We start from the raw sequence: 26,341 nt of genomic DNA on the forward strand, positions 1-26,341 counted from the left end.
TTAAGGTTGAATCGTTTCAGTAGTATCAACGGCAGAATCATTCACCTTATTTTTATCCATCGTTAAAAAGATACTCACCAAACTACCAGAGTTAATTGATTTATCGGCGGCATAAGCAGGAATCTGTCGGTAAATAACGGCGTTTGCAGTATCTTCTGAAGTAATGACCGTTTCATCAAAATCCTCTGCCCCAATGGTCAACAAACTTGTTTTTAACAACACTTTTGCCATTTCCGCATTCATATGGTATAAGTAAGGAATAGGCACCAATTCGTCACCCAACCCTTTTCCAACCACTAAATCGATTACTGCACCTTTGTGAATTGGAGTTCCAGGTGTTACATCATTCCCTTTTTGCTGTTGTTTCAACACACAATTCGAACACGGATCGGACTCATAAGTTACTACGCCCAACTTTAAGCCATAAGCCGCTAATGTGGCTTCAGCTTGACGCATGGATCGGTCTATTAAATCAGGAACAGTCGTTTGTGGCGGCTTAACCGCAGTCACTGTCAAGTAAACTTTTCTACCTTTTTTCACCAAACGGCCTTCAGCAGGATCTTGTTCTATCACGGTACCTGCAGGTTTTTCTTTGAGGTAGATAGAATCCACAATCACATAATTGAGCTGACTTCTCTTAAAGACATCATCCAATTGATCTAACTTGTAGTTTTCAAAACTTGGAACTTCTATACTTTCTCCATGCAAGGTATAACCTGTCAAATAAGAAGATACGCCGATAAAAGCAGCAACAATTACAACTAACGCGATCAGCAGATTGATGACAAAAGCCTTAGAGAATACAAAACGAAAAAGGGTCATGAATTTTTCCTTTAAAGTCAACAAAGATATTAAATTTAAAGGAGGCTGTTGTGGCTTTCTTAATCATTTATAAGAGTTTGTTACTGAAGCATTTTTTAGGTGTTCCAAAATGACTTCATGTTCCTTTGATAAGAGAAACTAGACCGTTTCACTGTTAGAGAATAGACTACTTTTAGCTAAAAAGAGATCATTTACGCACTTATTTGACCAAATCGAAATCCAACAGCAATAAAAGAGTGTTCGAAATAAAACTATAAACGAACAAGATGTTAATAAAACCCTGAAATGATGGCTCAATTGCACCGCTATAATTTTAATTTAGCAATTGGATTTAATTCAGTAGAAAATGAACACAAAGCGAACCATAGCAGTTATAGCAGGAGGAGATTCTTCTGAAATCGTCATTTCTTTAAAATCTGCCCAAGTGGTCTATACCCATTTAGACAAATCACTGTATGATTGTTATTTGATAAAAATAATTGGCAAAGAATGGACGACAGAGATTGGCGACAAAACGTATCGAGTAGATAAAAATGATTTCAGTATCCTAACTTCAGACGTTCGTATTCAGTTCGATTGTGCTTTTATTGCCATTCACGGAACACCTGGAGAGGATGGAAAACTTCAAGGATATTTTGATTTATTGCAAATTCCTTACACTACCCCTAGCCTATTGAATACAGCAGTTACTTTTAGCAAATGGTATTGCAACACTTTATTGAAACAATTGGGCATTCGATGTGCGAACTCTGTTTTACTCAGAAATGGAATGAGTTATGATGAAAATGCCATTGGCCAAAAATTAGGATTTCCTTGTTTTGTGAAGCCAAACAATGCTGGAAGTAGTTTTGGAATTAGTAAAGTGAAGCAACAATCGGAACTAGAAACGGCCATTCAAAAAGCCTTTGGCGAAGACCATGAAGTATTAATAGAAAGCGCCATGGTGGGACGAGAAGTGACTTGTGGGGTATTGAATTATAAAGGAAAAGTGATGGCTTTGCCGATTACTGAAATCGTTTCTCAGAATGAATTTTTCGATTTTGAGGCGAAATACAATGGCGCTTCTCAAGAAATTACTCCAGCAAAAATAGACGATGTATTGGCTGCAGAAGTTCAGAAAACGGTTGTTCAAATTTATCAGCAATTCAATATGACAGGGGTGATTCGAATTGATTTCATCCTTCAAGAAGCAGGTCCTTCGGTAATTGAAATCAATACAGTTCCAGGATTAACAGAAGGAAGTTTAATTCCACAACAGGCACTAGCAGCCGGAATTTCATTGAAAGATTTATTTGGAAACGCCATTGAACGAGCTATTTTGAATTCGAAGACTTAAACACCTGATTTAAAAATAGATTATACTGTTTTAATTACTTTTACTGCCCATTTTTAAATCAGAAATAAAGTATAAATAGATCAAGTATCTTTACGCCTCTAGAAATCCAACCTCATGAAAAAAGTACTCATCGTTTCTTATTATTGGCCGCCAAGTGGAGGTGCTGGAGTGCAACGATGGTTGAAGCTTTCCAAGTACCTCGCCCAAAAAGGAATTGAAGTACATATTTTGACGGTAGATGAAAAGGTGGCGAGTTATATGCAATTGGATGAAAGTTTAAAGCACGACATTCATCCATCGATTCAGGTGCATAAAACCTCTTCATTTGAACCGATCAATTACTACTCTAAATTAGTTGGAAAGAAAAACGTACCGACTGCTGGTTTCTCTAATGTGAACAACGAGAGTCGAATTCAGAAATTGGTGAATGCCATTCGAAGCAACTTTTTTATTCCTGATCCTCGTGTAGGTTGGAAAAAATATGCGGTGAGAAAAGGAAAGGAAATTATCAAAGAACATCAAATCAATACTGTAATTACGACTAGCCCGCCCCACTCCACTCAGTTGATTGGGATGGATTTAAAAAAGGCTTTTCCTCAACTAAAATGGATTGTTGATTTTAGAGATCCATGGACGGATATTTACTACTATTCTTTGTTGGGTCATACTGCACTATCCAAGAACATCGATAAGCGATTGGAACGAGAAGTCATTGAAAAGTGTGATCAAATCATTACAGTGAGTCAGGGATTTAAGGATTTGTTTTTACCCAAATCGAACAAAATTAGTGGCGATAAATTTCAACTCATTCCCAATGGGTTTGATCCTGAGGATTTAGTAGAAAGAAGCTCCACTTTTTCTGATGCTTTCACGATTTGTTACACCGGAACCATGTCTGACCAATATGAGCCAGAATCATTTTTGGAAGGATTAAAGACTACTATCGATAAATACCACACTCATAAAATCAAGTTGCAGATTGTGGGTTCTATGTCTGCCAATATTGAACAATACATCAAAAAGCTAGACTTGCCATTGGAATACATTGCGAGTGTTCCTCATTCGGAGATTACTCATTATCAAAAGAACGCTGATTTATTGTTACTATTGATTCCGAACATTAATTTAGGAGATGGCATTGTGCCAGGAAAATTGTTTGAATACTTGGCCAGTGAAAACCAAATTGCAGCCTTGGCATCATTAAGCGGAGATGTGGCTAAAACAATACAAGCTTGCGATGCCGGACAAACTTTTGACAGAAGTAGCAGTCAAGAAATTGCCGACTTTATAGAAAAGCAGCTGTTGCGATTTGAAGCTGGCGATGCACTTAAAACTGCTCCCGAAAAAATCAAGCAGTATTCTAGAGATTTCCAAGCAGCACAAGTTGCGGAGTTGATTGTGTAAAATAAAAAGTCTTTACTTCAATGTATTTGTCAGGCAGAGCTTTTTGTCTAGATACTAACTCTCGAAGGGTTAGTATTAAGCCGCTTACTAACCCTCCGAGAGTTAAATCGTTCATTTTTTTCCTCCTTCAACATTAGAACACATTCACACCAACCAAACGCTCGCTCTGCTATCATAAATTCGTAGTTTTGTGACTTCAAAAAATCATTCAAATTTAACCACTGATGAACAACAACGATATTTTACGCAGAACGCGTTACACTTTTGATTTAAGCGACGACCAAATGATTCAAATATTTGCACTTGCCGATCATGAAACCACTCGTGCTGAAGTGAGTGACTGGTTAAAAAAAGACGACAATCCAGAGCAACAGCAGTTGTACGACAAAGAATTGGCGACTTTCTTGAATGGATTCATCAACCTAAAAAGAGGTAAAAAAGAAGGCCCACAGCCAAAGCCTGAAAAAAGCTTGAACAACAATATCGTGCTTCGAAAATTCAGAATTGCATTGAATTTGAAAGATGAAGACATGCTTGAAATTTTAGATTTAGCCAATTTTAGATTTGGAAAATCGGAATTGAGCGCTTTATTCAGAAAGCCCGATCACCAACACTTTAGAAAATGTAAAGATCAAGTTTTGAGAAACTTCATTTACGGCATGCAGCTAAAGTACAGACCTGGACCTGACGAAGCTTAAGTTCCAATGAGCCTTTCTATTAAACAACAACTGACTGCAAAGTTGGTCAGTATTCTTACAGATAAGTTGGACGAACTAGCTGTCAACATTGCCTCTACTCAAGAATCTAGGGACAGCGACACCAAAAGTAGCGCTGGCGATAAATTTGAGACCTCTAGAGAAATGGCTCAAATTGAGCTTAACAACTTAGAAAACCAAGCCGACAAAACGGCTCGTTTACTGAACGAGCTAAAACAATCCAACTTCAAAACAAATGCAACTGTTGGTTATGGCAGCTTGGTAACCACCAACAATGGAACATATTTTCTCTCCATCCCTTTCGGGAAATTGCCTTTGGATTCCACCGAATACTTTGTGATTTCATTGGCCTCCCCAATCGGTCAAAGCTTGAATGGCAAAACCGTTGGTGAGTCTTTTTCATTTAATGGGAAGAAGTACAGCATTACTAGTATTGGCTAGGCAACTCTCTTTTTAACACTTTATTTTTCAACACCCTGAGTGAATGCTTTATTTTTTACCTTATCTTCGGATTTGGAAATTGCAAATCACTTTAATGGAAGCTGTAAATTATCCGTTTTTATTTGTCCACTAAGGTGGAAATGATATTAAACGACTAATACGTGTCCGCTAGAGTTGGAACGTTTTTATGATTGATTTTGAAATAAATAAAATTTAGATTACTAAAAAATAAGCATCAGGACAAAAGGTGAATAAACGCACCTTTAATTTTTTCAGATGTTGGCGATAATTGAAAAAATAATGAAACCATTTAAAAGAAAATGTCCTTTTTGTAATACATTCTCAACAGTTACTGACGATAATTTTCATCAAGGGAGAACAGTTTTATCGATAAATAATGCAAAAGGACCGAAGTCGTTTTATTCTGAGTTCATTGTATGCCCCAACCCTGATTGTAATCAATTTACTTTATCTACGTATCTATTTGACGCAAAAGGAGCATGGTCTGGCGGGACACTCAGTTATAAGGATGGAGAAATGATTAAGAAATGGGATTTGATACCAAATTCTGAAGCTCAAGTTTTTCCAAATTACATACCTAAACCATTGATTCAAGATTATGAAGAAGCTTGTTCAATTAGAGATTTAAGCCCAAAAGCATCTGCAACCCTATCACGAAGATGTTTGCAAGGTATGATTAGAGATTTTTGGGGAATCTCTAAATCTAGACTTTATGATGAAATTAACGCATTACAAGATAAAGTTGACCCTTTGACATGGCAGTCTATTGATGCAATAAGACAAATTGGGAATATAGGTGCTCACATGGAAAAAGACATTAATCAGATAATAGAAGTAGATCCTAAAGAGGCACAATTGCTAATCGAATTGATTGAGTTATTATTTAACGAATGGTATATCAATAGATATGAAAGGGAACAGAGATTGAAAAAAATTGTAGAAATTAGTGAGACCAAGAAAGATAATAAGAAAAAATAACTATCATCAACACGGTAAATAGCAAATAGGGCGTTCGGTGGTTTACGAAAGTTCAATGCTATTTACAAACCTCACCAAATCGTTGATTTGGCTTTTAAAAATGAATAAATTAAAAACAAAAGACAACGTTTTAGCTCAGTGCAAACCTGAAAGTTTATCGCTTTCTATTGCCCTATTTGCCATATAATAACCATTAGAGCCAATTTACACGAAATGAGTAACCATATATTAGCTATAGGAATAGACAACTATAAAAGTTGCACCAAACTTAATAATGCAGTTAGAGACATTGATAATATTTTAGACATTCTTACAGAGAAGTATGACTTTGATAAATCAAATGTTGTTAAACTTATTAATGAGGAAGCTACTCTTGAGAATATTATGAATGAACTCGAAAATTATTTGACTACTCAAGATGAAAGTCAAAATCTGATAATACTCTTTTCCGGACACGGTGAATTTGATGACTTATTACAAATGGGATATCTAATTCCGCAAGAAGCATTGCCATATTCAAAAGCAACATATCTACCATATTCTACATTATTCAGTTATATAAAAGCTTTAAAATCCCATCATATTTTACTAATATCTGATTCTTGTTTTTCGGGAAGTGTATTTACACCTTATAGAAAAATGGAAACTTCTAAAGAGAAACTAGATAAAATCCCCTCTAAATGGGCAATAACTTCAGGAAGATTAGAACCTGTGTCTGACGGAGAGCCAGGGAAAAATAGTCCATTTGCTGAAGCTTTGATAAATATTCTTGAAAAGAATTCAGATTCATTAAGTATTTCTGAATTATCGAATCGAATAGTATCAGAAGTCGCAGAAAATGTGGAGCAAATTCCAAGAGGAGAACCTTTACAATCCTATGGTCATAAAGGCGGTGAATTTATTTTTACAAAAAAAGAGAGTAATAAAAAACCGAATCCAAAAAAAATTAAAAAATATTCAGAAAATACTGAATTACTAAGCCTTATAGAATCTAACTATGAATTGGAAGATAAAATAGAAGAAGCTGAAAATGAGAACAAAACTGGAACTGTAAGAAGATTAACAAAAGAAAAGGAAAGCTTGAGTAACCTTTTGAATAAAGAATTAGTCAAAGAGTTAGAAGTCCAACGTGTAAATGTTTCTCTAAAAATAAAAAATGGAGATAGTCCTTTACCACAAGAATATATTGAGAAGCACGAAGAAACAATAAAAATCAGAAAGCTTAAAAATGAAGTTGTTAAAAAACAGAAATATGAAGAAGCAGCAAACTTAAGATATGAAGAGAAAAAACTAGAAGAGGAGCTTGAAGAAATTCTAAATCATAACCAAATACTGGAAAAATTAGTATTAAATCCAGAATCTTTATATAATGACTACTTCATTTCACAATTAATTATGAAAAAATCCAGTTTTGAATTTGATAAAAGAGAGAGAATTGAGGAATTTTTTGGACGACTTTTGTTTTTTGACCTTTCATTTAAAAATGGGAAAGTTTCACCTTTCGTTTATAAAGATAGCAGAACAAAAATAGTTGAAATATTAAAATCTGAATTAAATTAAACTGTCTCTAAGCAAGTAGATGGCTCCGACTAAAGTAGCCGGAGTTCACCTCTCACACCACCGTACATACGGGTCTCGTATACGGCGGTTCGCAACCCATCTTTCCAATCGCTCTTTACACCGATTGAAACTATTCCATACTTTCTGAAAAGGCTACAGATTCCTAGGGAATCGGTCACCCATTAATGAAATTTACTGCTCCTAATCTAATTTCTGAAAGGATTGCGTTCAGTCCTTCCCTACTTGTGAGACCTGTGTAGTTATTATACACCTCGTTTCCAATAGGTACTATGACTTCGGCTGACTTCTCTGTTCTGACAACTCGTGACTACAGAGATCTCCCTTGGTAAGATAAACCGTGCCGGCCGGCAGGCGGGTATCCTTCCATCTAATCCCGCAGAATCTACATAATAGCCCTTTTTGTATTCTTAGGGCTTTACAATGATGTGGTTGCTTACCCGAGCTTATATGCCTCATATCCTGTTCCTGTTCGTCGGTTCAGACTTTTGTAGTTTCGCTTACTTCACTTCTAAGGTCGCCCTTAACAAGCTTGCGTCTTACTAATGCTTCTAGGCACGACCCTAGCGCATAAGGGACTTACACCCTTTGGATTAAATTCAATATTTTAAAAGAACTTATTTATATTTACCATTCAAGGCACACACAATGTATATAAAAAATAGGCGAAACAGTAGTGAATTCAAGGCTTTCAGCTCGTATCAAACTTTGTACTTAACCGAAAGTTTTGTGCTTCGAAATCGCCTACATTTCATATACTAACCGTTATAAGCAAGCTGAAAAAAACGAGAAAGTAAAATGATCAAAGTAACAGTTAAACAGGCTGAAAAAAATGAATTGAATTGGGTAAATGCAAAATATAGTGAAGTAGATTTTGTTAAATCTAATTATGAAAACGAATATATTGTTATTGCCAAAGTAGGAAATGAAAATGCTGGACTTGGTAGATTAGTAAAAATTGATGAAAATAATATAGAACTCGGAGGAATTTATGTATTTCCGAATTATAGAGGTTTAGGAGTTGCTGAAAATATAGTTCGGAATTTATGTGATAGAAATCCATTTGGCAAATCTGTTATATGGTGCTTACCTTTTGAAAACTTATTGAATTTCTATTCAAAATTTGGATTTCAAAATTGTGAGAATATTAAAGCACCTGAAAAAGTAGCGAGTAAACTAAATTGGTGTAATTCTGAAAGTCAATATGGAAAGACAGTATTGCTTCTTTGCAAAACGAATTAATAGCCAGCTTACAACACGGTATAAAAAACATAGGGCATTTATGCTAAACCGAAAGTTCTGTTCAAATTAACAAAGTCCGCCAAATCGTTGATTTGGCTTTTAAAAATGAATAAATTAAAAACAAAAGACAACGTTTTAGCTCAGTGCAAACTTGAAAGGTTATCGCTTTCTACTGCCCTACTTGCCATATACTAAACGTTATGCTTAATTCAAAATCTAAAATATTTAAACTCTAAAATTGGTTTGATAAAAAGAACTGAAATAATTATTTTAAGTACTATAATCCTTATTATAGCCGGATATATAACTTATCAAGTTACTTTGAATTCGCCAATGTATATAGGTTATATCAGAACTGAGGAATCAAAGGGTAATTACTTTTATATCTATGGCTACTACAATAAAAAATATAATAATATAAGAGACCTCAAGAGACAAGATATTGTCTATACAGAATCATTACGCCATGATGCAAAAGAGTTTAATTGGATATCAAGTGGATATAATGATAAAAATGAAATGATGCCTGTGTTTTTAGAATATCATGATGATTCTACTCGAAGTATATTAAATGATGAATTTGCAGAAAATAATATTCATTTATTTTACTCAAAAACCTTCTATAACAGGAGTGAAGAGAAAAACTTTACATTACAATCTTTCTATATTGGCTCTCCTGATTCTATAGAATTTATCAATCATAGACTTAAAAGAGATTCAATTATTAAGACATTTGGCTATTAGTATCGTGAATGAAAGTAGAAATTATCAAGGTAGATTTTGAACAAACAAAATCAGTAAACATTGGCTTTCCAAATTATCACTTAGTTTCAGTATAAATGGACAACTTATTTGACTCGAGTGTTTTTTTATGAGTACTTGACTCAGAGAACAATAACTCTTTACAACATAATGTAAAATTCATTGGGGGTTTAAGTAGTTAGGTTAGTTTTGGTGCTGTTTGACGTCCCACAAAATCCACTTGCAAAATTATAGAAAATTATAAAGTCGCTTCGTGTGTTTTGTTATCCAATAGCTATCGAATTAGTAAATTGTGAGTGATAATTTTTTCTAACTTACAATACACTAAACAGAGGCCTTAATTAATGTTGAACGAGTAATAATCAAAAATGAATATCCAAAAAGAAATCATTCTAGTGACATCAGAATATTTTGAAGACCATATTGACATTTTAAAGTTAAAAAATGCCTCCAAAGAGTATAAATCTATAATGAATGAGATTTGTGGACAAAACATGGATACAGAAGAGGGGCGAATTGATGTAGAATTAAACAATGGTAAGGCGCTCGGCACATTTTGGGCAGCGGCTTGTCTTGATGATTTCTTGAGAACAAGACAAATTGTTAGAGGAATAAATGAGGCCATTAAAGAGAAAATTAATTGTCAAAAACCAATTCATATTCTTTATGCAGGAACAGGGCCCTATGCTACACTTATTCTTCCCATTATCCTTAGATATTCAAAACAAGATGTGAAATACACATTTTTAGAAGTAAATCCACTTAGTTTCCGGATATTAAAGAATGTCATTTTAAAATTAGGTTTAGCGGATTATGACCTAACATTTGTAAATGAAGATGCAACTAAATATCAAATAAATTCTGAAGATGAACCTGACATTATTATAAGTGAGACCATGCAAAATGCGTTGGCTAAAGAACAACAGGTTCCAATTTTTATAAACTTGATGAGTCAGATAACGAAAGATTCTATATTTATTCCTGAGAAAATAGAGCTATTTATTGGCCTTAAAAACAAAGGAATTCCCTTTGAAGAACTTCAACCCAATCATTATATCAAAGAGAAGAAAGTGTTTGAAGTTAGTAAAGATGCAATGTTCCCTTCCAATCAATCAGAGACACAAACAACAAGAGCAGCTACTTTCTCAAAGCAGCAAACTGTAATTGGAAAGGAAAAGTTGACGAACTCTGATCAACTTGTAATTGTCACCGAAATTCAAGTGTATAAAAATGAAAGAATTGGCATTAATGAAATTGGTTTGACTACTCCCATTTATATTCATGAGATTTCTGATAATCTAAAAGGTTCAATAATCATTGACACACAATATGAAATTTCTTCTGAGCCCAAATTAGATTACAAAATATCTTATTCTCTCTAGAATCTAAAATCACTTTAAGAAAACAGATAAATGGGACACATTAAAAAGATCATTCTCATCGTAAGTATTATAATCGGATTAACTTCCATTTTTCACTTAACTTCGAGATTGAAAAATTAGATAGTAAATAGTTAAGTTAACATATTATGAAATGGCCTTTATTACTTTTAGTTATTGTTGTGTTTCTAGTAGCCTATTTGGCCAAAAAAAGAACAATAAAATTAAATGTTTGAAGTGCGATTTCGAGGGAGAGAATATAAAATCAATCTGCCCAAGTTGTGGTTATAACAACAAACCATTAAGTGTATTAAAAAGTGGAGCAGGCGGCGGTTATAGTTAAATCGAACAATTAAAAACTCTTATGAATTTCAAAAAGTCATTTATACTATATCTTACCTTTTGTTTAACTAGTTGTGCGACTTTTAAAAGCGGCCTTGTAAAAGACGACAAGGTAAAATTGACCAAAGAAAAATTAGTGACATTCAATGCTGATTTTGAAAGTTTCTCCCATAAATACAGTGTTATAAAAAAAGAATTTAATTATCCTATAAGAAACACAGAACTCATAGACGCTTTATTCAGAGTGTATAAAAACACTATTGATAGTTCTGTTTGTGATTTTTATAACGTTCAATTTATGAGTGAGGACACTTTACTTCTTAAATGCAAAGCATTAAGTGATAGCACCATCTATAGTTATAAGATTGCAGGAAAATTAAAAAGAAATGGTTTCTTTCATTTAAATAATACTTTTTTAAAGTGCCATGGAGTTCCACTTTTAGCCGGAGGGTGTGACAATGAAAAGACAAGAGTGGGAATTTCAAAAGACAATGAACTACTTGTTCAAACTTCAATAGATGGCTTTGGAGCAATTCTAATTCTTTTTGGCTCAGGTATCAGTTTTAATACTATAGAATACTATAAACCGAAAAAATCAATCGAATAGCCAGTTAGAATTATTAAAATAGAAGAATCAAAACCACACAAAGCTTTAGCCTGATAAAAGAACAGATGGTTCAATTTTACAATGTCTCAGATATTATAAAACGCAATTTTAGAGAAGTTGATTTCTTATAAATTCACAACAGACAGAGACTTCCAAACAAACGGCTACTTCACTCACGAGCAAACCACAAAAGCCTCTTTTCAACACTTTACTTTTCAACTAGCTATCAGTTTATTTTAAAAAATAAAGTATCTTGTTGAGTTGAATAATAGATCAATTAAATCTACAAACCTCAATAGTATAAATGAAACCGACGCTTTATTCCAATTTAATCCAATACTCTTTCTCTCTGTTTTGTTTTAAACGCTTATCGGTTAAAATGCAACGAAATCCTATTATTTCGTGTCTATTGTTAAACAACCCACCTATAACACACTAAATTATGAAAACAATAAAAGCTGCAGCTATTCTATTGGTTTTAGGAGTCATTTATTTATACTCTTCTAAAACTGATACTGAACCTATTGTCGAAAAGAAAACGAAGGATCACTTGGTAGAAAAAGCAATCCCTTCTGATTATTGGGAAAGTAAATGGTCTTATCCTTCTACGAGTCCACAAACAGAAAATTTCAAACAGAGTGTAAAACTAGCAGAGAAAGCAAATTTAGCAGCGCTAAGTCAAGTCAATAAATCAGGACTTTCCAGTAAATGGCGAACAGAAGGGCCTACCAATATTGGAGGCCGAATCAATTGTTTATTAGTAGATTCACGCGACACCAACACCATTTTTGCAGGTATGGTTGCAGGAGGAATCTTTAAAACGAACAATGGAGGAAACACTTGGTTTCCCATCACTGATGATTTTGCTTTTCTCAGTATCTCCGATATTATCCAAGATCCATTGTTCCCCAATACGATTTATGCCGCTACTGGCGATCGAAATTTTGGCAGTTGGAGCAGAATTGGAGATGGTGTAAAAGTGAGCCGTGATGGAGGAAAAACATGGCAATCAGCTGGATTAAACAATGTGGGAATCGTTTCTAAACTCATTATCGATTCAACCAATCGAGTACTTTGGGCATCTGTACTAGGAAATCCACGTATCAATTCCTCACAAAAAGGGGTGTTCAAATCAACAGATATGGGAATCACCTGGCAAAACGTGCACAATGTTAGCAGCAGCGCAGGCGCTATCGACATGGTAATGGATCCAGTTAATCCACAAGTTTTATACGTGAGTTACTTTAATCGAGAAAGAACTTCAGCTGTAAGTATAGCATCTGGAAATGATGGAAGAATATGGAAAACCGTTAATGGAGGCACAACTTGGACCAAACTAACCAACGGCCTACCCAACTTTCCAGTAAGTAGAATTGGTTTAGCTATTTCACAGCAAAACTCCAATAAAATCTACGCGACAATAGTTGATTCAACTTTCAATCACGAAGGCTTGTATTTGAGTCTAAATGGCGGTCAATCATGGGTGAAACAACCGGCCATTAATCTTCCTCCTAGTTACACTGGAGGTTTTGGATGGTATTTTGGTCAAATTCGTGTTAACCCTGCCGATGACAATGAAGTGTGGTTGCTAGGCGTAGAACTATTTACTTCCACAAATTCAGGGATTGCTTTTGCTCAAACCGTTCCTGATTGGCAAACTTATGAAGTACATGCCGACAAACACGACTTGGTTTTTTATGGTCAAAATAAAGTATTATTGGCAACAGATGGTGGACTTTACAAAGGTTTTGATGTCATTACCGACCCTGACAATTGGGTAGATATTGATTTAATTCCGAACAACCAGTTTTACAGAATAGCCATTAATCCGCACTTAAGTAATGTATATGCTGGAGGAGTGCAAGACAATGGAACAAGCGAGGGTACTCATACACAACCTGCCAATTGGAAACGAGTTTTTGGTGGCGATGGTTTTCAGATGATCTACGATCCTGTAAATCCAAGTATTTATTACTGTGAAACACAATATGGTAATTTGTACAGTTTTGATACCAGTTCGAGTTTTACCAATTATAACTTTGACAATGGGGTAAGCGCCGACCGAAACTGGGACATGCCATTCATTATGAGTCGATTTGACAAATATAAGCTCTACTGCTTATCCGACCAAATTTTCGCTACCAACAATGGTCCATTCGGTTCTTTCACTCCTATTCATACTGGAATTTTAAATAATGGCACCTCCACAATGACCAACAGTTTTGGATCTGCACTTTGTGAATCTAAAGTGGACAGGGATTTACTTTACGCAGGAACGGGCGATGGAAATGTTTGGCGAGTACATGCCATTACGGGTGCAAAAACCAATATTACAGCTGGATTACCGAATCGATATGTAACAGCGTTAAACACCTCTTCTACCAACACCAATTTAGTGGTAGTTTCTCATTCAGGTTACCTTGATTTTCAGAATACCCCTCACCTCCACCTTTCGTTGGATAGAGGAAACAATTGGACACCAATTACTGGTGATTTGCCTCCTTTTGCTTTGAACGATGTGGAAATATTAGACAATACAAGCGACTCTGTTCTTTTTGTAGCATCAGATGTGGGCGTTTACGTTACCTACAATAGAGGAATCAATTGGTATCGAATAGGGAACAATATGCCTATGATTCCTGTGAACGACATTGAGGTAGATTATGTGGCCAATAGATTAATTGCCGGAACACACGCTAGAAGTATGATGAGTTTTGATCTAGACAGCCTATTGAGTCCGATTATTATTGGAAGCCGTGAGCGATATATGGACAACCAAGTAACCCTCTACCCTAACCCAGCGAATAGCTTTGTGAATATAGAAACTGGCGCATTTAAAGCCACTTCTGTAACTGTTTTAAATGCTTCAGGTAAAATGATTCAGCAACAGAATACCGTGGATAAAAATTTCAGAGTTGATGTGTCTCAATTAAAGCCAGGGATTTATTTTATTGCATTGAATGGAACCGATTCTAGAGTGGTTAAAAAGATAATGGTGGCTAGGTGATTATTAGAAAAAAGAGGATTCTACTTTTATATGATTAGAAAGGCAGAAATGCACTTGATTCTTTTTAATACTTTATTTTTCAGTGGACTGAATGATTGTTTATCTTTTTGACTTATCTTCGGGTTCGGAATTTCTCAAAAAATAAATAACTACTAAAATGTATCCTCTAATAATTGAAGAAAGAGTCATTTCTATTATTTAGATGTTAAGAGTAATAATAAAAATAACTATCTATGGATGATAAAACACTTGGGATTATTGAAGCAATTGGAAAACAATGGAAATTTATAGCTACTATTTTCGTAATAATCATATTCATAGTCAAGTGGAAAACTATCTGGTCTTTTGTAGAAAACTTCACACAAATAAGAGTAAAAAGAGGAGAAAATGAAATAGAATTTCATAGAAAGGAATCAGAGAAAGAGGAAGTTAAAGATCATAAAATAAAACAAGACAAAGTTAATCCTGAAAGTGAGTTATTAGAAGACGAGAATGAAAAACTTGAAAAGAACAAAGAACCTGACAGTCTTCTTTATTTATATCATAACACATTAAGAAATAAAAAATTTAAAGATGCTGAAACCCATTTTCAATTGCTGCTTGAAAAAGAAAATGACTTACTTAAAAGGAATGAATTAAAAAATAGAGACTTCTATTTGAGACATATATTTGGAGATATACATGCATTTGAGGAATTGGAAAAATTCTCATCAACCATAGTAAACGACAACGAACAAAAATCTTATTCACTTTATTACTTAGGTTTAATTTACAATGAATCTAATAATTACAAAAAATCAACGGACCTTATTTTAGAAGCTTTACAATTGACTAGTAAAGACGAACAGAAAGTAATGTGCATAAGTAAATTGTCAATCATATATTATGAATATGATTTTGTAGAGAATTCTCTAAATATAATTTTGGATCATATCAATAACATAAATAATAGAATACCTAAATCAAACTTATACAAATCTATTGCAGATTATTACAAAAAAACAGACAATAAAATATTAGAAGCCGTTGCATATCAAAAAGCATTAGAGCTTGCTCCAAATAATACATCTTTAATGTTTGATTCAGCATACAACTATTGCGAAGCAGAAAACGACTTAAAAGATATTGGTGTATTACTCTATAAAAAACTAATAACTATTAATCCTGAAAATTCTAGTGCATTAAACAATTTAGGAGTTGCTTACAAAAAATTAGATTTAGATATTAAATCGGTTAACGCGTATAAGTTAAGTTTCGAGAAAGAGAGTTCACTTGCGGCTTCAAATATTGCATATTTGCTAATTAATAGTGGGTTTAAAGATGAAGCTACCGATTTTTTGAACAAAGCAAAAGATTTAAATGAAGAAACTCATGATAGTATTTTTAATGCAACTACGCATCTTAACAACAAAGTGAGGATCGAAAAAGAAAAAGAAGAAAATATAATAAAGAAAGCAACTAAAAAATATAAATTTTTAGCTCATTATGGGGATTCAGCATTTACTAATACAGTTATCTCAATTGAAGCTTCTGATGAATGGAGTTTTGAAAACAAAATAGTTGATTTAAAATTAACCGATAAATTAATAAATTTAAAATGGGCAAACGGAGAAGAAAAACACGAGATTAAAGGAATACTAATTAAAAATTCAATTTCTTCCACATTTGTAAAACCAAAGAAAAATCCATACAGTTATTCAGAAGAGAGTAAGTATACTTACACTAATCATATGGGATATGGATATATCTCATCAAAAAACGAAATTAATTTTTTGTTTGAGATTGAAAATAAGATTGTTGAATTTAAATTTAATAAAAAATATTACGCACAATAACCCTCTTGATTATTTATGAGGCTTTATATCAATTTCGAAAAGTATCTCGATTTTTTTTATAAACAATTGATTTTATGATTAAAGAACAAAACAGCGACAAAAAAACTCCTATTTCCACGACCTTCAAAAGAGTATCCAAAATTATGTTTCTAAAATTTTATCACTAAGGCTTATTTAGAATTGTATTATCAAACCGCCCAATTGAATCTAGAATACTCAACATTAGTAACAAGCCAATTACAATATAAAAAAAGAGAATGAGACATTATTTGAAAAAGGATTAAAAATTATACTTCAAGAAAGAAGTGAGACCGAAATAAAAATTACTACTCCGAAGTATGGACATGAAATCTACCTCTAAATTATGATTAGTAAAAACTCATTTAATTTTATGATTTACATCAATAAAGCAATAATTCTTTTATTCCTACTGCATCAAGGGCAAACTTTTGCATGTAACTGCAAAAGTTTTGGCTCGCTTGAGAGTCTAAGAAACATAAGTTATGAATACTCTGATATAATCTTTCTAGGTGAATTGGTCAATTATGATACTTCTAATCTGACTTATTCTTTTGTAATTAAAGATCTTTTTAAAGGACAATTTTTATCAGACACTATTCAAGGTAATGGTCTTACATCCTGTTCTAGTTTTCCTAATGTAAGTGGATTTTGGATTGTTTATGCAAAATTAGATGATCAATCAAATCTCATTGATATCAGCCAATGCTTAGCATCAAGAAGTTTCCAAAACCCTTTTTGTTTAGGATGTTATACCCCACCGATTCCTCTTGCTCTTGACGAAGTGATAGACGAAGCTTACCTTAAGAGATTGAAAGCAGAAAGGAAACTATTGATTGAAAAAGCAAGGCAAGATTGGATGGATGAGGTGAAATTATTAAAGGATAAAGCTCAAAATAAATAATCATATTACTACTAATTAAAAGAAATCATATCAACAAAACCCCAAAAAATCAAATTGATTTTTTGGGGTTTTTAGATTTAAATAGTAGGTGAATGATCTAGTTTATTGAAAGAACTCCTTTAAAAAAATGGATGGCTTTCCTCCTGATATCGCAGTATATCCTTCTTGAGAAAAGGTCTCTCCATTTTTAGTTTTACCAGAGATCATGATATTTTTAGATCCGGCAGAAATAGGACCAGTCCAATCGCCTGAATCTACTTGTACGCCCATTTCGTGTGGTGTACCAATTTTCGTGGCAATAATATTTCCTGTTCCATTGGTGATCAACAAGCGTACTCCAATTGCGGGAGGAGGAAAAGACTGAGTCACTGTAAGGTTCGTTAATGCGCCAAGTGTTATAAAACCTGAATCATGAGCTACATTTACACCTGCATCAGCTACATCTGCCGCCATCATACGAATCGTTCTACCAAACTCTGGTTTTTTTGAGTTGTTCAAACAAAACATCCAAGGCGAAGTAGATTGACTACCTGATTCTGTTTCAAATGTGGCATAATACTTACCATGAACATTCAATGGGTTGGTTACTTTCCCTTCAGAATCTAAATTTAGATTATAAAAAGAGTTCAATCCTAAAGTGCCTACTGAATAAGTACCTGTTCCTCCAGTTAAAATCACTTCACTTAAAGGCTCCAATGGGTTAAAATATTGATAGATTGTTACGTTTTTTACTTTTATTGGTATAGGTTGCATAGGTTTAAGTTTTACGAGTTTTTAATTAATTTCCTTAATATTAGTAATGTGAGCAGTACCATTTAACGATTTGTAAATGCTTACAATCGCAGCTCCAGTTACAGGAAATCTTGTCACTGCTTCTGTGTTACAGAAAAAATGGTAATTCATACCTGCTACTACTTGCTGAGACACTGCTACCGGAGTATATGTTACTCCTATAAGTCCTTTTAATGCTTCATCAAAAACGACTTTACTTTCTTTACTGATTTCACTAGTATAAGGTGAAAATGCTCCTAACATATTTGAATTTGACATGTTGATATGGTTTTAGTTTTCCTACTCTATTTAAAATAGGCTTTTCAGATCCCGCCTGTAGAATCAAAAACTGATAGTAGCTACTCAATCAAATATTTAGTTTTTGATTACCCTACAAATCTCTGATGAAAGTTTTGGTTGTATTAGAGTAGAAATACCAATTTCTGTAAAACAGGTATTTATACATCATTGACTATTAAAGGGTAGATGAAAAATGATGGTGAATGCATTCCAAGAAATTCGCTAAGCTCTTTCTGAAAAGTAGTCTTCAATGAAGTTTCAATAATTTTAGTTTCTCTTGCTTATAATATGTGATAAAAAAGACTACATCTGTCCCCTTCTGATTTCAACTTCCAATTCATCTCACACTAAATGAGCGTCATCTTCGTCAAACATTAAAATACCTATTTCTAGGTATTGTGATCTTATGGCGGTCATTCTAGCTTTACTCCAACCATAAAAATAGAATTATGACAAAGATCGCCCGTCTATTTTTTGGTGATGAATCGTAAAAATTCAAACTAAATAATTCTCAAATTTTAAACCAATTCAGATGAAAACTTTAAAGATTACATTATCCACTCTCTTATTATCCACATTAATGGTAATGAGTAGTTGTAAAAAAGAAAAAGGCTGTACTGATGTAAACAGTGTCAATTTTAATGCTGATGCAGAAGAAAGTGATGGGTCTTGTATTTACCAAGGAGAACTTGTTTTTTGGTATAACAAACAAACTTCGGAGGATCTTGCGAATGACGATGCGACGACATTAACGTATTATGTAGATGGCCAGGTTATTGGAACTTACAACGTGAGCCTATTTTGGGCGAATGAACCAACGTGTGGTCAAAGTGGTTCTATCACTGTGACTAAAAATTTGGGGAGCATCACCAATAAAACTTATTCTTATAAAGTGATAGATGATACTGGATTTGAATATTGGAGCGGAGTAGAAAACTTTACTGCAAATACCTGCACTTCTTTGGAATTGACGTTTTAGAAAACTGATCAAAATGGTCTATGGATTTTTATGAATCGATGGACCATTTTTTTTGGAAAACCATTCATTCAGAGAGGAAATCCAATCTATGGATTAATCCCACTACTTCAAGTCAGCAATAAGAATTACTTGTTTACATTCTCCTTGCATCCAACGGGCAGTTGTTTTCTTGCATTACAACTCAAATTTACTTTCTTGTTATTGGTATTTTTTTATAAAAATCGGTCAAGTTTATTCTTGCAACACTATAAATTTGTCGCAAAAAAAGGTCAATAACGCATAATATATACTTTATTGACCTTTCTATCAATCCATTTCAACCTATTCTGTCAAGTCTTTCAAAAATAATTCAATAAAAAATCCCTCGAAGCAAAATTCGGTTTCAAGGAAGTAAAACCGTAACAATTCAGTTGAAAAACCAAAGCTCAGTGGACCTTACAGTTTGAATGAAACTCCAAACTTTCCTCCTGAAAAGACATTTCCTCCACCCAATTCGAGGTTGATCCCGAATTTCTCAGTAAAGTAATATCGACCACCCACTTGTGCACCTAGCCCTAAACCTGAGTTGTAAGTTCCACGATAATCATTCGGAGAATTCCAATAATAAAAACCAAGGTTTAGACCAGCGTAAAAGTCCCAATTACTTGGTATGTTTAACAATGTGTTAAAATGATAGTTGGCATTTCCTGAAACTCCTATTATTGAGTGGTTGTACCTCTCATTTTTATAATGGTCATTATAAGATCGGAAAGACAGCTCACCCCCTATTGTGACATCGGGATGCACTCCATAATCTAACCCAACATAAACAGGAATTCCCCAGCTTGATAAGCCAACACCTGCGTTCAATTGGGCTTGTCCCTTTGCAATTGGGCCTTGTGCAAATCCACTAAAAGTAGATGCAACGATAAGAATAGCAATAAAGTATATTTTTTTCATTTTTTTGTTTTTTAAAATAATGGATATCAAAAACCTTGATTAACTTATCGCTAATCAAGGTTTCGTTAATTGGTATTTTATGGTTTTGTTACCGTATTGGAATCAAGTATTACTGCTGTTTGAGCTAAAGCTCGTCCTGTAAATACGGCATTTGTTTGCAACGTAATCCCTGTCATTGATAACACCACTCCTTTAAAGTTAGCGGTTGTTCCAATGCTTACTTCTCCTGCTACTTGCCAAAAAATATTTTCTGGTTTAGCTCCACCACTCAAGGTAATGTTCACCCCTGAGCTTACGGTTAAGTCACCAGAGATCTGGAAAATCCAAATGTCTGTTGAGCTACCAGAGATAACTACGCTTTTTGGTGCAGTCACTGTATTGGTCCATTTGTATAAACCAGGCGTCAGTAATTTTCCACCAATATTACCGGTTGCTAATTCATTAAAATCTGGGTTGGAACGTCCGGCTGCATCATTATATGCGAGTATCATATCATCTACAGCAGTAGTTAAGGTTATTGGCGTTGGTGGCGCCATATCTGCAGCATATACTTTCCCAGTAATTTGAGAGGAAGTTGCATATCCTGTGGCATCCACAAGTGAAAAACCTGTAATGAATGTAGCTGCAGCAGGGCTGATGCCAATATCACCTGTAATTGCTGAAATTGGACTGTTATTGATGGCTGTTTTGGCGAGAATTACATAATTACCAGCTGATCGTAGATTCACGGTTTTCATACCTGTTGCGCTAGATCCTGTAGTAAACATCCAAGAAACTTCTGCTGCAATCGATTTTCCTGCAGTATTCTTAACAGCTGTTGTGATTGTTGCCGTATAGATACTATTGCTTGACAAAGGGGCATTCGGTTTAAACGTTGCTGTCAAACCTGCGTAAGACACAGATCCTGCTATAACGGTAGTGCCCTGTTTTAAAGTAAAACTAGTGTTGTCAAATGTTTTTGCATCCATGGTTTCACTAAAACCTGCGGAAACAATTTTATCATGTGCTACATCATTTGCATTGTTGGCCGGACTAGTGGCCTTTACGGAAGGGCTTGCAGTAGACGTTGGAACTGGTGTTAAGTTGTCGTCGTCGTCCTTGCAACCCGCAAATAAAACGATTGCTACCAATGCAATTGCTGTTGTCAATTTTCTAATTTTCATAAAAGTTATTTGGATTATACGCTACAATCTTAGCGGCTGAAAAAAATCAGCATGCGAAGTTGGGACTATAGTAGTGAAGAAAGGTTATAGATTAAAAGTGGATTGTTATATAAATCACACATTTCTTCAGTTTCTATTTTTCTAAACACTGCTCTGAAATTCTGACCTTTACTCTCAATTCGGTTAGTTGGTAGAATAGATAATGGTTCAAATAAAATCGCTCATCGGTTGCATTGTGTTGGAGCCCATTTTGTAGCGTACCTTTGTCCCATCAATTAAAATTCGAATAAATCCATAACAATCGCTCCAACCATGTCAATCAAAAATAGTCTATCAGAGAAAACACGCTTACATCCTCGAAACAAAAATAGAGAACGCTATGATTTGGAAGCATTAATTGCCGTTTCTCCAAAACTGAAAAATGCGGTTCAACTGAATAAATTTGGAGTAGAATCTGTTGATTTTGCAAATCCAGAAGCGGTTAAATTGCTAAACAAAGCCTTACTTCATCACTACTACGGAATCAAATATTGGGAATTTCCTGATGAAAATTTGTGCCCTCCTATTCCAGGAAGAGCAGACTATTTGCATTATATAGCCGATTTACTGAGCGAAAGTAACTCAGGAAAGATTCCAACAGGCGAAACAGTTGTGGGATTAGACGTGGGTGTTGGAGCCAGTTGCATCTACCCCATTTTGGGAGTTGCTGAATACGGTTGGCACTTTATTGGAACAGACGTAGATCTAGAATCAATTGCCTCTGCAGAAAGTATCATTCAATCAAATCCATCGTTGGTTGGAAAAGTGGAATGTCGCCTTCAGAAGAAATCGAAAGCTATCTTAAATGGCATTTTGGGTAAAGAAGAGCAAATTGATTTTGTGATTTGCAATCCTCCTTTTCATGCATCCATTGAAGAAGCGCAAAAAGGAACCCGAAGAAAAGTGAAAAACCTATCTGGAAAAACAGATAAAGCACCGATTCACAACTTTGCCGGAAACAGTAACGAATTGGTTTATGAAGGTGGAGAATACCGATTCATCGCCAATATGATTATCGACAGCACTCAAGTTGCTATATACTGGTTTTGGTTTACTACCTTGGTTTCTAAAGAGTCCAACCTGAAAGGAATTTATAAACTATTGGAACAAACCAATGCCAAGCAGATTAAAACCATCCCGATGGGAACAGGAAATAAAACGAGCCGAATAGTGGCTTGGACTTTTCTTGATGGCACCGAACAGCAAGAATGGAGAGCGAAGCGATGGAAAAATCAATAATAAAGAGTTAAAGCTACTACTCTCATTCGAGAAAGAGTCCTTGATAAAATAGCTAATTTTGTGAACTGAAAATTAAAGGCCTAAATGATAAAACTTCAAGAAATCGATTTCCCAGCTGACTGCACCGTTATTCATCACGAGTTTTATACCTATGATCCAGTCAATAGCTTTACTGAATCGGATAACCTCGATTATTTATTCGAAGATTTGTTGCAGTGTAAGTTTGAAGAGGACAATATGATCATCGATTTGGGATGGTATGGCAACATTGCGGATAACGATGGGGAATTTAAGATTCAAATGATTAAGAATGAAAATTGGGAAATTCCATTCAATGTAGTGCATTCTAAGTCTGTTCAAGAAATTAAATCGATTCTAATTAAAGTTCTGCAGTATTACACGAGCACTGAAATTGAAGTTACTGAAGACTAAAAATTTGGTAAACAGAGACAGTTTTAAAATTGCAACTTTGGCTCCTTTACAATCACATTTTGTTTTATTGTGAAATTATTTTGAGCTAACGCTTTTAGATGTTCAACCCAAGCATGCACAAATAGTATCTTTGCCCAAAAATTGATAAAAAAGTAGAGACCCTACATCAAAATAATATGAAAGATAGTATCGAAAATATAGAGTTACGTTATCTAACAATAGATGATTATAAAGAGTTAAAAGCGGTGATGATTGAAGCCTATTCCAATATGCCTGATTCGTATTGGAAAGAAGCGCATATTGAATCACTCATCAAGAAATTTCCTGAAGGACAAGTTATTATAAAGATTAATGACCAACTAGCTGGATGTGCCTTATCCATTATTGTGGATTACGATAAGTTTGATGAACACCATACTTATAAAGAAATTACAGGAAACTACACTTTTAAAACACACGACAACAAAGGTGATATTTTGTACGGAATCGACGTATTCATCAAGTCTGAATACAGAGGCTTAAGATTGGGTAGACGACTGTACGACTATAGAAAAGAATTGTGTGAAGAACGAAATTTGAAAGGAATTGCTTTCGGTGGTCGGATTCCAAATTACCACAAACATTCGGACCAACTTTCGCCGAAAGAATACATCGAAAAAGTGAAACGAAAGGAAATTTACGATCCGGTATTGAACTTTCAGATGTCTAATGATTTCCACCCTTCTAAGGTATTGAAAGGCTATTTGGAAGGTGATGAAGCGTCGAATGAATTTGCTGTGCTTTTGGAGTGGGATAACATCTATTACGAAAAGAAAAAAACAGTTGCCTATACTCAGAAAAAAGTCATTCGTCTGGGATTAATCCAATGGCAAATGAGACTGTACAAAGATTTGGAAGAGTTGATGCAACAAGCGGAATACTTTGTAGATGCTGTTTCTGGATATCGTTCTGATTTCGCCCTATTCCCTGAGTTTTTCAATGCTCCATTGATGGCAAAAGACAACGAATTGCCAGAATCTGAAGCTATCCGAGAACTAGCGAAACACACTCCTGAAATAGTGAAGCGTTTTTCTAAATTGGCCATCTCCTACAACATCAATATTATTACTGGTAGTATGCCCGAAATAAAGGACGATCTACTTTACAACGTAGGCTATTTATGCAAACGAGAAGGAACGATAGAGCGCTATGAAAAAATCCATGTGACACCTGATGAAGCTAAAGTTTGGGGAATGCAAGGTGGTCATGAATTAAAGACTTTTGACACGGATTGCGGTAAGATTGGTGTTTTGATTTGTTACGATTCAGAATTCCCTGAATTGAGTCGTTTATTGGCTGACGAAGGAATGGACATTCTATTTATTCCTTTCTTGACCGATACTCAAAATGGATATTCTAGAGTACGCCATTGTGCGCAAGCAAGAGCGATAGAAAATGAATGTTATGTGGCGATTGCCGGAAGTGTAGGAAACTTGCCAAAGGTGCACAACATGGACATTCAGTTTGCCCAATCGATGGTATTTACGCCTTGTGACTTTTCGTTCCCAGCAAATGGGATAAAAGCTGAAGCGACCACCAACACCGAAATGATCTTAATCGCAGATTGCGACATTGACTTATTGCGGGAATTAAATCAGTTTGGTAGCGTTCGTAATTTAAGAGACAGAAGAACAGACATTTTTGACTTGAAGAAAACAGTTAAAACAGAAGAATAGATTAACTAATAAAGCATAAAAAGACGCATTTCCAAATAGTGGAAATGCGTCTTTTTTGTTATTAATGCGTCAAAACCCAAAGCTCCACTTCCTCAGTATCTCTCCAGTGTTGATCTCTTTTTGTTTTTTCTGATGCCGCTTTCACTCCTCTATTCAAACAAATCTCCAATTTAAATCGGCCTCCTTTTTCAAGCTCCTGCTTGATTGGGTGAATTTTAGTCGAATTGGTGATTTCTCCCAAATTTGAGAATATGATGACCAACTTTCCATCGGGCAACAACCGTTTCTTGGCTGCTTCGAAGAATTCAGGAAATAGTTTCTCATCGTAATAAATGGCTGGCTCTTTTCCGCCCGCTTTCTTTGGTTGTGGCAACCACGGTGGATTGAAAACAATCAGTTCCGTTTGTTTTTCCCATTTTCCAAACAATGGCGCGTAGTCCAATTCTAACTTCCGAGACAGTTTAGTATCTCCTATAAATTCGGTTAAACCGACAATAGCATTGGGATTAATATCCGTTGCAAAGATTTTCTGAAAGCCGTGTTTCAACAGTTGGAAAGACAAAATTCCACTCCCCACTCCTACTTCTATCGCCGTTTTCTTTGGGCCTTCGTAGCGTTTCAACCAGTTGTCAAACAAAATCAAATGATCAAAACGAGTAGGAAAATAAGTGCCGTAATACGGATGAATTTTATTCCGCAACACCGGAATCTGAATGCCATTGGTATACCATTGCCATGCACTGTTTAGTCCCTGAACTTGTGGAAAGCTCAAATAAAAATTGCCTGATTCCGGATACAACTTTTCCAACCAACCAATGGAGGGCGCCTTTTTTACCTTGATTTTATGATCTGCAATTTCTATCAAAATCAGGTTGGACAATTTGTGATAAGCAGAACGAAAATCACGTTGCTCTTGAAAAGTCTTGTTGGGCATCGCCGCTTGTAAGTGACGTTGTAGCGTGCTTAAAAGCTCCAACCCATTGCTAAATAATTTCTTTATCACTACTGGTTGACCAGATTCTAATGTTTTAATTATCTGATTAATATCAGAATCGTTGGCAAAGTTTGCCGCTTCCTTTCCGACTGTAATCGGTGCAGGTTTATTTACTTCTATACTCATGGTTTAATGGGCTTTCACACAACGGGAGCAACCGCTTTTCAGCTGATTCCTACAATTGAAGTAGTCGATAAAGATAATAACTCAGCTATTCGCTAAAGAGGTGTGAAATGATCAATCTATCAACGATAAATAATAAGGCACAAAGATACTTCTTAATCAGCGATGGGAATACTCTTGCTATCACTTTGATCTAAAATCAAACTAACCAACTAATTATCACAGCTTAAAACTTCCTTGTAAAACATTACAATT

Annotated in this window: 23 protein-coding genes; 17 read left to right on the forward strand and 6 right to left on the reverse strand. The window is 34.8% G+C overall.

What is annotated here, in order from left to right; genetic code table 11:
- A complete protein-coding gene (locus ACTB0X_RS00095; RefSeq protein ID WP_463022932.1) occupies nt 1-822 on the reverse strand; it encodes a PASTA domain-containing protein in 822 nt (273 codons plus the stop codon).
- A gap of 346 nt (nt 823-1,168) precedes the next feature.
- Here ACTB0X_RS00095 and ACTB0X_RS00100 point away from each other — a divergent pair, with 346 nt between their 5' ends.
- From ACTB0X_RS00100 to ACTB0X_RS00160, 13 genes are all read left to right on the forward strand, one after another.
- Nucleotides 1,169-2,158, forward strand: a complete 990-nt coding sequence (locus ACTB0X_RS00100) for a D-alanine--D-alanine ligase (RefSeq protein ID WP_463022933.1) — start codon at nt 1,169-1,171, stop codon at nt 2,156-2,158.
- A 114-nt stretch (nt 2,159-2,272) separates the two neighbouring features.
- Entirely contained in the window at nt 2,273-3,562 is a 1,290-nt protein-coding gene (locus ACTB0X_RS00105) for a glycosyltransferase family 4 protein (protein WP_463022934.1), read from the forward strand.
- 224 nt (nt 3,563-3,786) lie between these two features.
- A complete protein-coding gene (locus ACTB0X_RS00110; protein WP_463022935.1) occupies nt 3,787-4,260 on the forward strand; it encodes a YehS family protein in 474 nt (157 codons plus the stop codon).
- Between the two features lie 6 nt (nt 4,261-4,266).
- Nucleotides 4,267-4,719 carry a hypothetical protein gene (locus tag ACTB0X_RS00115; protein ID WP_463022936.1) on the forward strand — a complete coding sequence of 151 codons (453 nt, stop codon included), beginning with the start codon at nt 4,267-4,269 and terminating at the stop codon, nt 4,717-4,719.
- A 276-nt stretch (nt 4,720-4,995) separates the two neighbouring features.
- On the forward strand, nt 4,996-5,718 hold the full coding sequence (locus ACTB0X_RS00120) for a DUF4145 domain-containing protein (RefSeq protein WP_463022937.1): 723 nt from the start codon (nt 4,996-4,998) through the stop codon (nt 5,716-5,718).
- Between the two features lie 213 nt (nt 5,719-5,931).
- On the forward strand, nt 5,932-7,278 hold the full coding sequence (locus ACTB0X_RS00125) for a caspase family protein (protein ID WP_463022938.1): 1,347 nt from the start codon (nt 5,932-5,934) through the stop codon (nt 7,276-7,278).
- An 816-nt stretch (nt 7,279-8,094) separates the two neighbouring features.
- Nucleotides 8,095-8,538, forward strand: coding sequence for a GNAT family N-acetyltransferase (locus tag ACTB0X_RS00130; protein ID WP_463022939.1), 444 nt, complete (start codon nt 8,095-8,097; stop codon nt 8,536-8,538).
- Between the two features lie 243 nt (nt 8,539-8,781).
- On the forward strand, nt 8,782-9,282 hold the full coding sequence (locus tag ACTB0X_RS00135) for a hypothetical protein (RefSeq protein ID WP_463022940.1): 501 nt from the start codon (nt 8,782-8,784) through the stop codon (nt 9,280-9,282).
- A gap of 386 nt (nt 9,283-9,668) precedes the next feature.
- Entirely contained in the window at nt 9,669-10,682 is a 1,014-nt protein-coding gene (locus ACTB0X_RS00140) for an SAM-dependent methyltransferase (protein ID WP_463022941.1), read from the forward strand.
- Between the two features lie 361 nt (nt 10,683-11,043).
- Nucleotides 11,044-11,628: a hypothetical protein gene (locus ACTB0X_RS00145; RefSeq protein WP_463022942.1), complete on the forward strand. Its 585-nt coding sequence runs from the start codon at nt 11,044-11,046 to the stop codon at nt 11,626-11,628.
- A 442-nt stretch (nt 11,629-12,070) separates the two neighbouring features.
- On the forward strand, nt 12,071-14,635 hold the full coding sequence (locus tag ACTB0X_RS00150; RefSeq protein WP_463022943.1) for a T9SS type A sorting domain-containing protein: 2,565 nt from the start codon (nt 12,071-12,073) through the stop codon (nt 14,633-14,635).
- A 233-nt stretch (nt 14,636-14,868) separates the two neighbouring features.
- Entirely contained in the window at nt 14,869-16,470 is a 1,602-nt protein-coding gene (locus ACTB0X_RS00155) for a tetratricopeptide repeat protein (protein ID WP_463022944.1), read from the forward strand.
- A gap of 364 nt (nt 16,471-16,834) precedes the next feature.
- Nucleotides 16,835-17,392 (forward strand): hypothetical protein, encoded by a 558-nt coding sequence (locus tag ACTB0X_RS00160; RefSeq protein ID WP_463022945.1) that lies wholly within the window; start codon nt 16,835-16,837, stop codon nt 17,390-17,392.
- A gap of 102 nt (nt 17,393-17,494) precedes the next feature.
- On the opposite strand, the gene ACTB0X_RS00165 is transcribed toward ACTB0X_RS00160, so the two are convergent.
- Entirely contained in the window at nt 17,495-18,145 is a 651-nt protein-coding gene (locus ACTB0X_RS00165; RefSeq protein ID WP_463022946.1) for a hypothetical protein, read from the reverse strand.
- Between the two features lie 21 nt (nt 18,146-18,166).
- Nucleotides 18,167-18,442, reverse strand: a complete 276-nt coding sequence (locus ACTB0X_RS00170) for a hypothetical protein (protein WP_463022947.1) — start codon at nt 18,440-18,442, stop codon at nt 18,167-18,169.
- A gap of 553 nt (nt 18,443-18,995) precedes the next feature.
- Here ACTB0X_RS00170 and ACTB0X_RS00175 point away from each other — a divergent pair.
- On the forward strand, nt 18,996-19,442 hold the full coding sequence (locus tag ACTB0X_RS00175; RefSeq protein WP_463022948.1) for a hypothetical protein: 447 nt from the start codon (nt 18,996-18,998) through the stop codon (nt 19,440-19,442).
- 435 nt (nt 19,443-19,877) lie between these two features.
- Here the strand turns inward: ACTB0X_RS00175 and ACTB0X_RS00180 are convergent, their stop codons facing one another.
- Together ACTB0X_RS00180 and ACTB0X_RS00185 are read right to left on the reverse strand one after the other, a co-directional pair.
- Nucleotides 19,878-20,381, reverse strand: coding sequence for an outer membrane beta-barrel protein (locus ACTB0X_RS00180; protein WP_463022949.1), 504 nt, complete (start codon nt 20,379-20,381; stop codon nt 19,878-19,880).
- 77 nt (nt 20,382-20,458) lie between these two features.
- A complete protein-coding gene (locus ACTB0X_RS00185; protein WP_463022950.1) occupies nt 20,459-21,544 on the reverse strand; it encodes an ice-binding family protein in 1,086 nt (361 codons plus the stop codon).
- 312 nt (nt 21,545-21,856) lie between these two features.
- Between ACTB0X_RS00185 and rlmF the strand changes: the two genes are divergently transcribed.
- The 3 genes from rlmF to ACTB0X_RS00200 all read left to right on the forward strand — a co-directional run bounded on the left by rlmF (nt 21,857) and on the right by ACTB0X_RS00200 (nt 24,969).
- Nucleotides 21,857-22,822, forward strand: a complete 966-nt coding sequence (gene rlmF, locus ACTB0X_RS00190) for a 23S rRNA (adenine(1618)-N(6))-methyltransferase RlmF (RefSeq protein ID WP_463022951.1) — start codon at nt 21,857-21,859, stop codon at nt 22,820-22,822.
- An 84-nt stretch (nt 22,823-22,906) separates the two neighbouring features.
- A complete protein-coding gene (locus ACTB0X_RS00195) occupies nt 22,907-23,254 on the forward strand; it encodes a hypothetical protein (protein WP_463022952.1) in 348 nt (115 codons plus the stop codon).
- Between the two features lie 176 nt (nt 23,255-23,430).
- Nucleotides 23,431-24,969 (forward strand): GNAT family N-acetyltransferase, encoded by a 1,539-nt coding sequence (locus ACTB0X_RS00200; RefSeq protein WP_463022953.1) that lies wholly within the window; start codon nt 23,431-23,433, stop codon nt 24,967-24,969.
- A 61-nt stretch (nt 24,970-25,030) separates the two neighbouring features.
- On the opposite strand, the gene ACTB0X_RS00205 is transcribed toward ACTB0X_RS00200, so the two are convergent.
- Nucleotides 25,031-26,089 (reverse strand): methyltransferase, encoded by a 1,059-nt coding sequence (locus ACTB0X_RS00205; protein ID WP_463022954.1) that lies wholly within the window; start codon nt 26,087-26,089, stop codon nt 25,031-25,033.
- Between the last annotated feature and the right edge of the window lie 252 nt (nt 26,090-26,341).

Source organism: Acidiluteibacter sp. (genome assembly GCF_055129545.1).

What these genes read in the sequence shown, in the direction of transcription:
- ACTB0X_RS00095 (WP_463022932.1), bottom strand. Translation starts at nt 822, where the DNA reads ATGACCCTTTTTCGTTTTGTATTCTCTAAGGCTTTTGTCATCAATCTG.
- ACTB0X_RS00100 (WP_463022933.1), top strand. Translation starts at nt 1,169, where the DNA reads ATGAACACAAAGCGAACCATAGCAGTTATAGCAGGAGGAGATTCTTCT.
- ACTB0X_RS00105 (WP_463022934.1), top strand. Translation starts at nt 2,273, where the DNA reads ATGAAAAAAGTACTCATCGTTTCTTATTATTGGCCGCCAAGTGGAGGT.
- ACTB0X_RS00110 (WP_463022935.1), top strand. Translation starts at nt 3,787, where the DNA reads ATGAACAACAACGATATTTTACGCAGAACGCGTTACACTTTTGATTTA.
- ACTB0X_RS00115 (WP_463022936.1), top strand. Translation starts at nt 4,267, where the DNA reads ATGAGCCTTTCTATTAAACAACAACTGACTGCAAAGTTGGTCAGTATT.
- ACTB0X_RS00120 (WP_463022937.1), top strand. Translation starts at nt 4,996, where the DNA reads ATGTTGGCGATAATTGAAAAAATAATGAAACCATTTAAAAGAAAATGT.
- ACTB0X_RS00125 (WP_463022938.1), top strand. Translation starts at nt 5,932, where the DNA reads ATGAGTAACCATATATTAGCTATAGGAATAGACAACTATAAAAGTTGC.
- ACTB0X_RS00130 (WP_463022939.1), top strand. Translation starts at nt 8,095, where the DNA reads ATGATCAAAGTAACAGTTAAACAGGCTGAAAAAAATGAATTGAATTGG.
- ACTB0X_RS00140 (WP_463022941.1), top strand. Translation starts at nt 9,669, where the DNA reads ATGAATATCCAAAAAGAAATCATTCTAGTGACATCAGAATATTTTGAA.
- ACTB0X_RS00145 (WP_463022942.1), top strand. Translation starts at nt 11,044, where the DNA reads ATGAATTTCAAAAAGTCATTTATACTATATCTTACCTTTTGTTTAACT.
- ACTB0X_RS00150 (WP_463022943.1), top strand. Translation starts at nt 12,071, where the DNA reads ATGAAAACAATAAAAGCTGCAGCTATTCTATTGGTTTTAGGAGTCATT.
- ACTB0X_RS00155 (WP_463022944.1), top strand. Translation starts at nt 14,869, where the DNA reads ATGGATGATAAAACACTTGGGATTATTGAAGCAATTGGAAAACAATGG.
- ACTB0X_RS00160 (WP_463022945.1), top strand. Translation starts at nt 16,835, where the DNA reads ATGATTAGTAAAAACTCATTTAATTTTATGATTTACATCAATAAAGCA.
- ACTB0X_RS00165 (WP_463022946.1), bottom strand. Translation starts at nt 18,145, where the DNA reads ATGCAACCTATACCAATAAAAGTAAAAAACGTAACAATCTATCAATAT.
- ACTB0X_RS00170 (WP_463022947.1), bottom strand. Translation starts at nt 18,442, where the DNA reads ATGTCAAATTCAAATATGTTAGGAGCATTTTCACCTTATACTAGTGAA.
- ACTB0X_RS00175 (WP_463022948.1), top strand. Translation starts at nt 18,996, where the DNA reads ATGAAAACTTTAAAGATTACATTATCCACTCTCTTATTATCCACATTA.
- ACTB0X_RS00180 (WP_463022949.1), bottom strand. Translation starts at nt 20,381, where the DNA reads ATGAAAAAAATATACTTTATTGCTATTCTTATCGTTGCATCTACTTTT.
- ACTB0X_RS00185 (WP_463022950.1), bottom strand. Translation starts at nt 21,544, where the DNA reads ATGAAAATTAGAAAATTGACAACAGCAATTGCATTGGTAGCAATCGTT.
- rlmF (WP_463022951.1), top strand. Translation starts at nt 21,857, where the DNA reads ATGTCAATCAAAAATAGTCTATCAGAGAAAACACGCTTACATCCTCGA.
- ACTB0X_RS00195 (WP_463022952.1), top strand. Translation starts at nt 22,907, where the DNA reads ATGATAAAACTTCAAGAAATCGATTTCCCAGCTGACTGCACCGTTATT.
- ACTB0X_RS00200 (WP_463022953.1), top strand. Translation starts at nt 23,431, where the DNA reads ATGAAAGATAGTATCGAAAATATAGAGTTACGTTATCTAACAATAGAT.
- ACTB0X_RS00205 (WP_463022954.1), bottom strand. Translation starts at nt 26,089, where the DNA reads ATGAGTATAGAAGTAAATAAACCTGCACCGATTACAGTCGGAAAGGAA.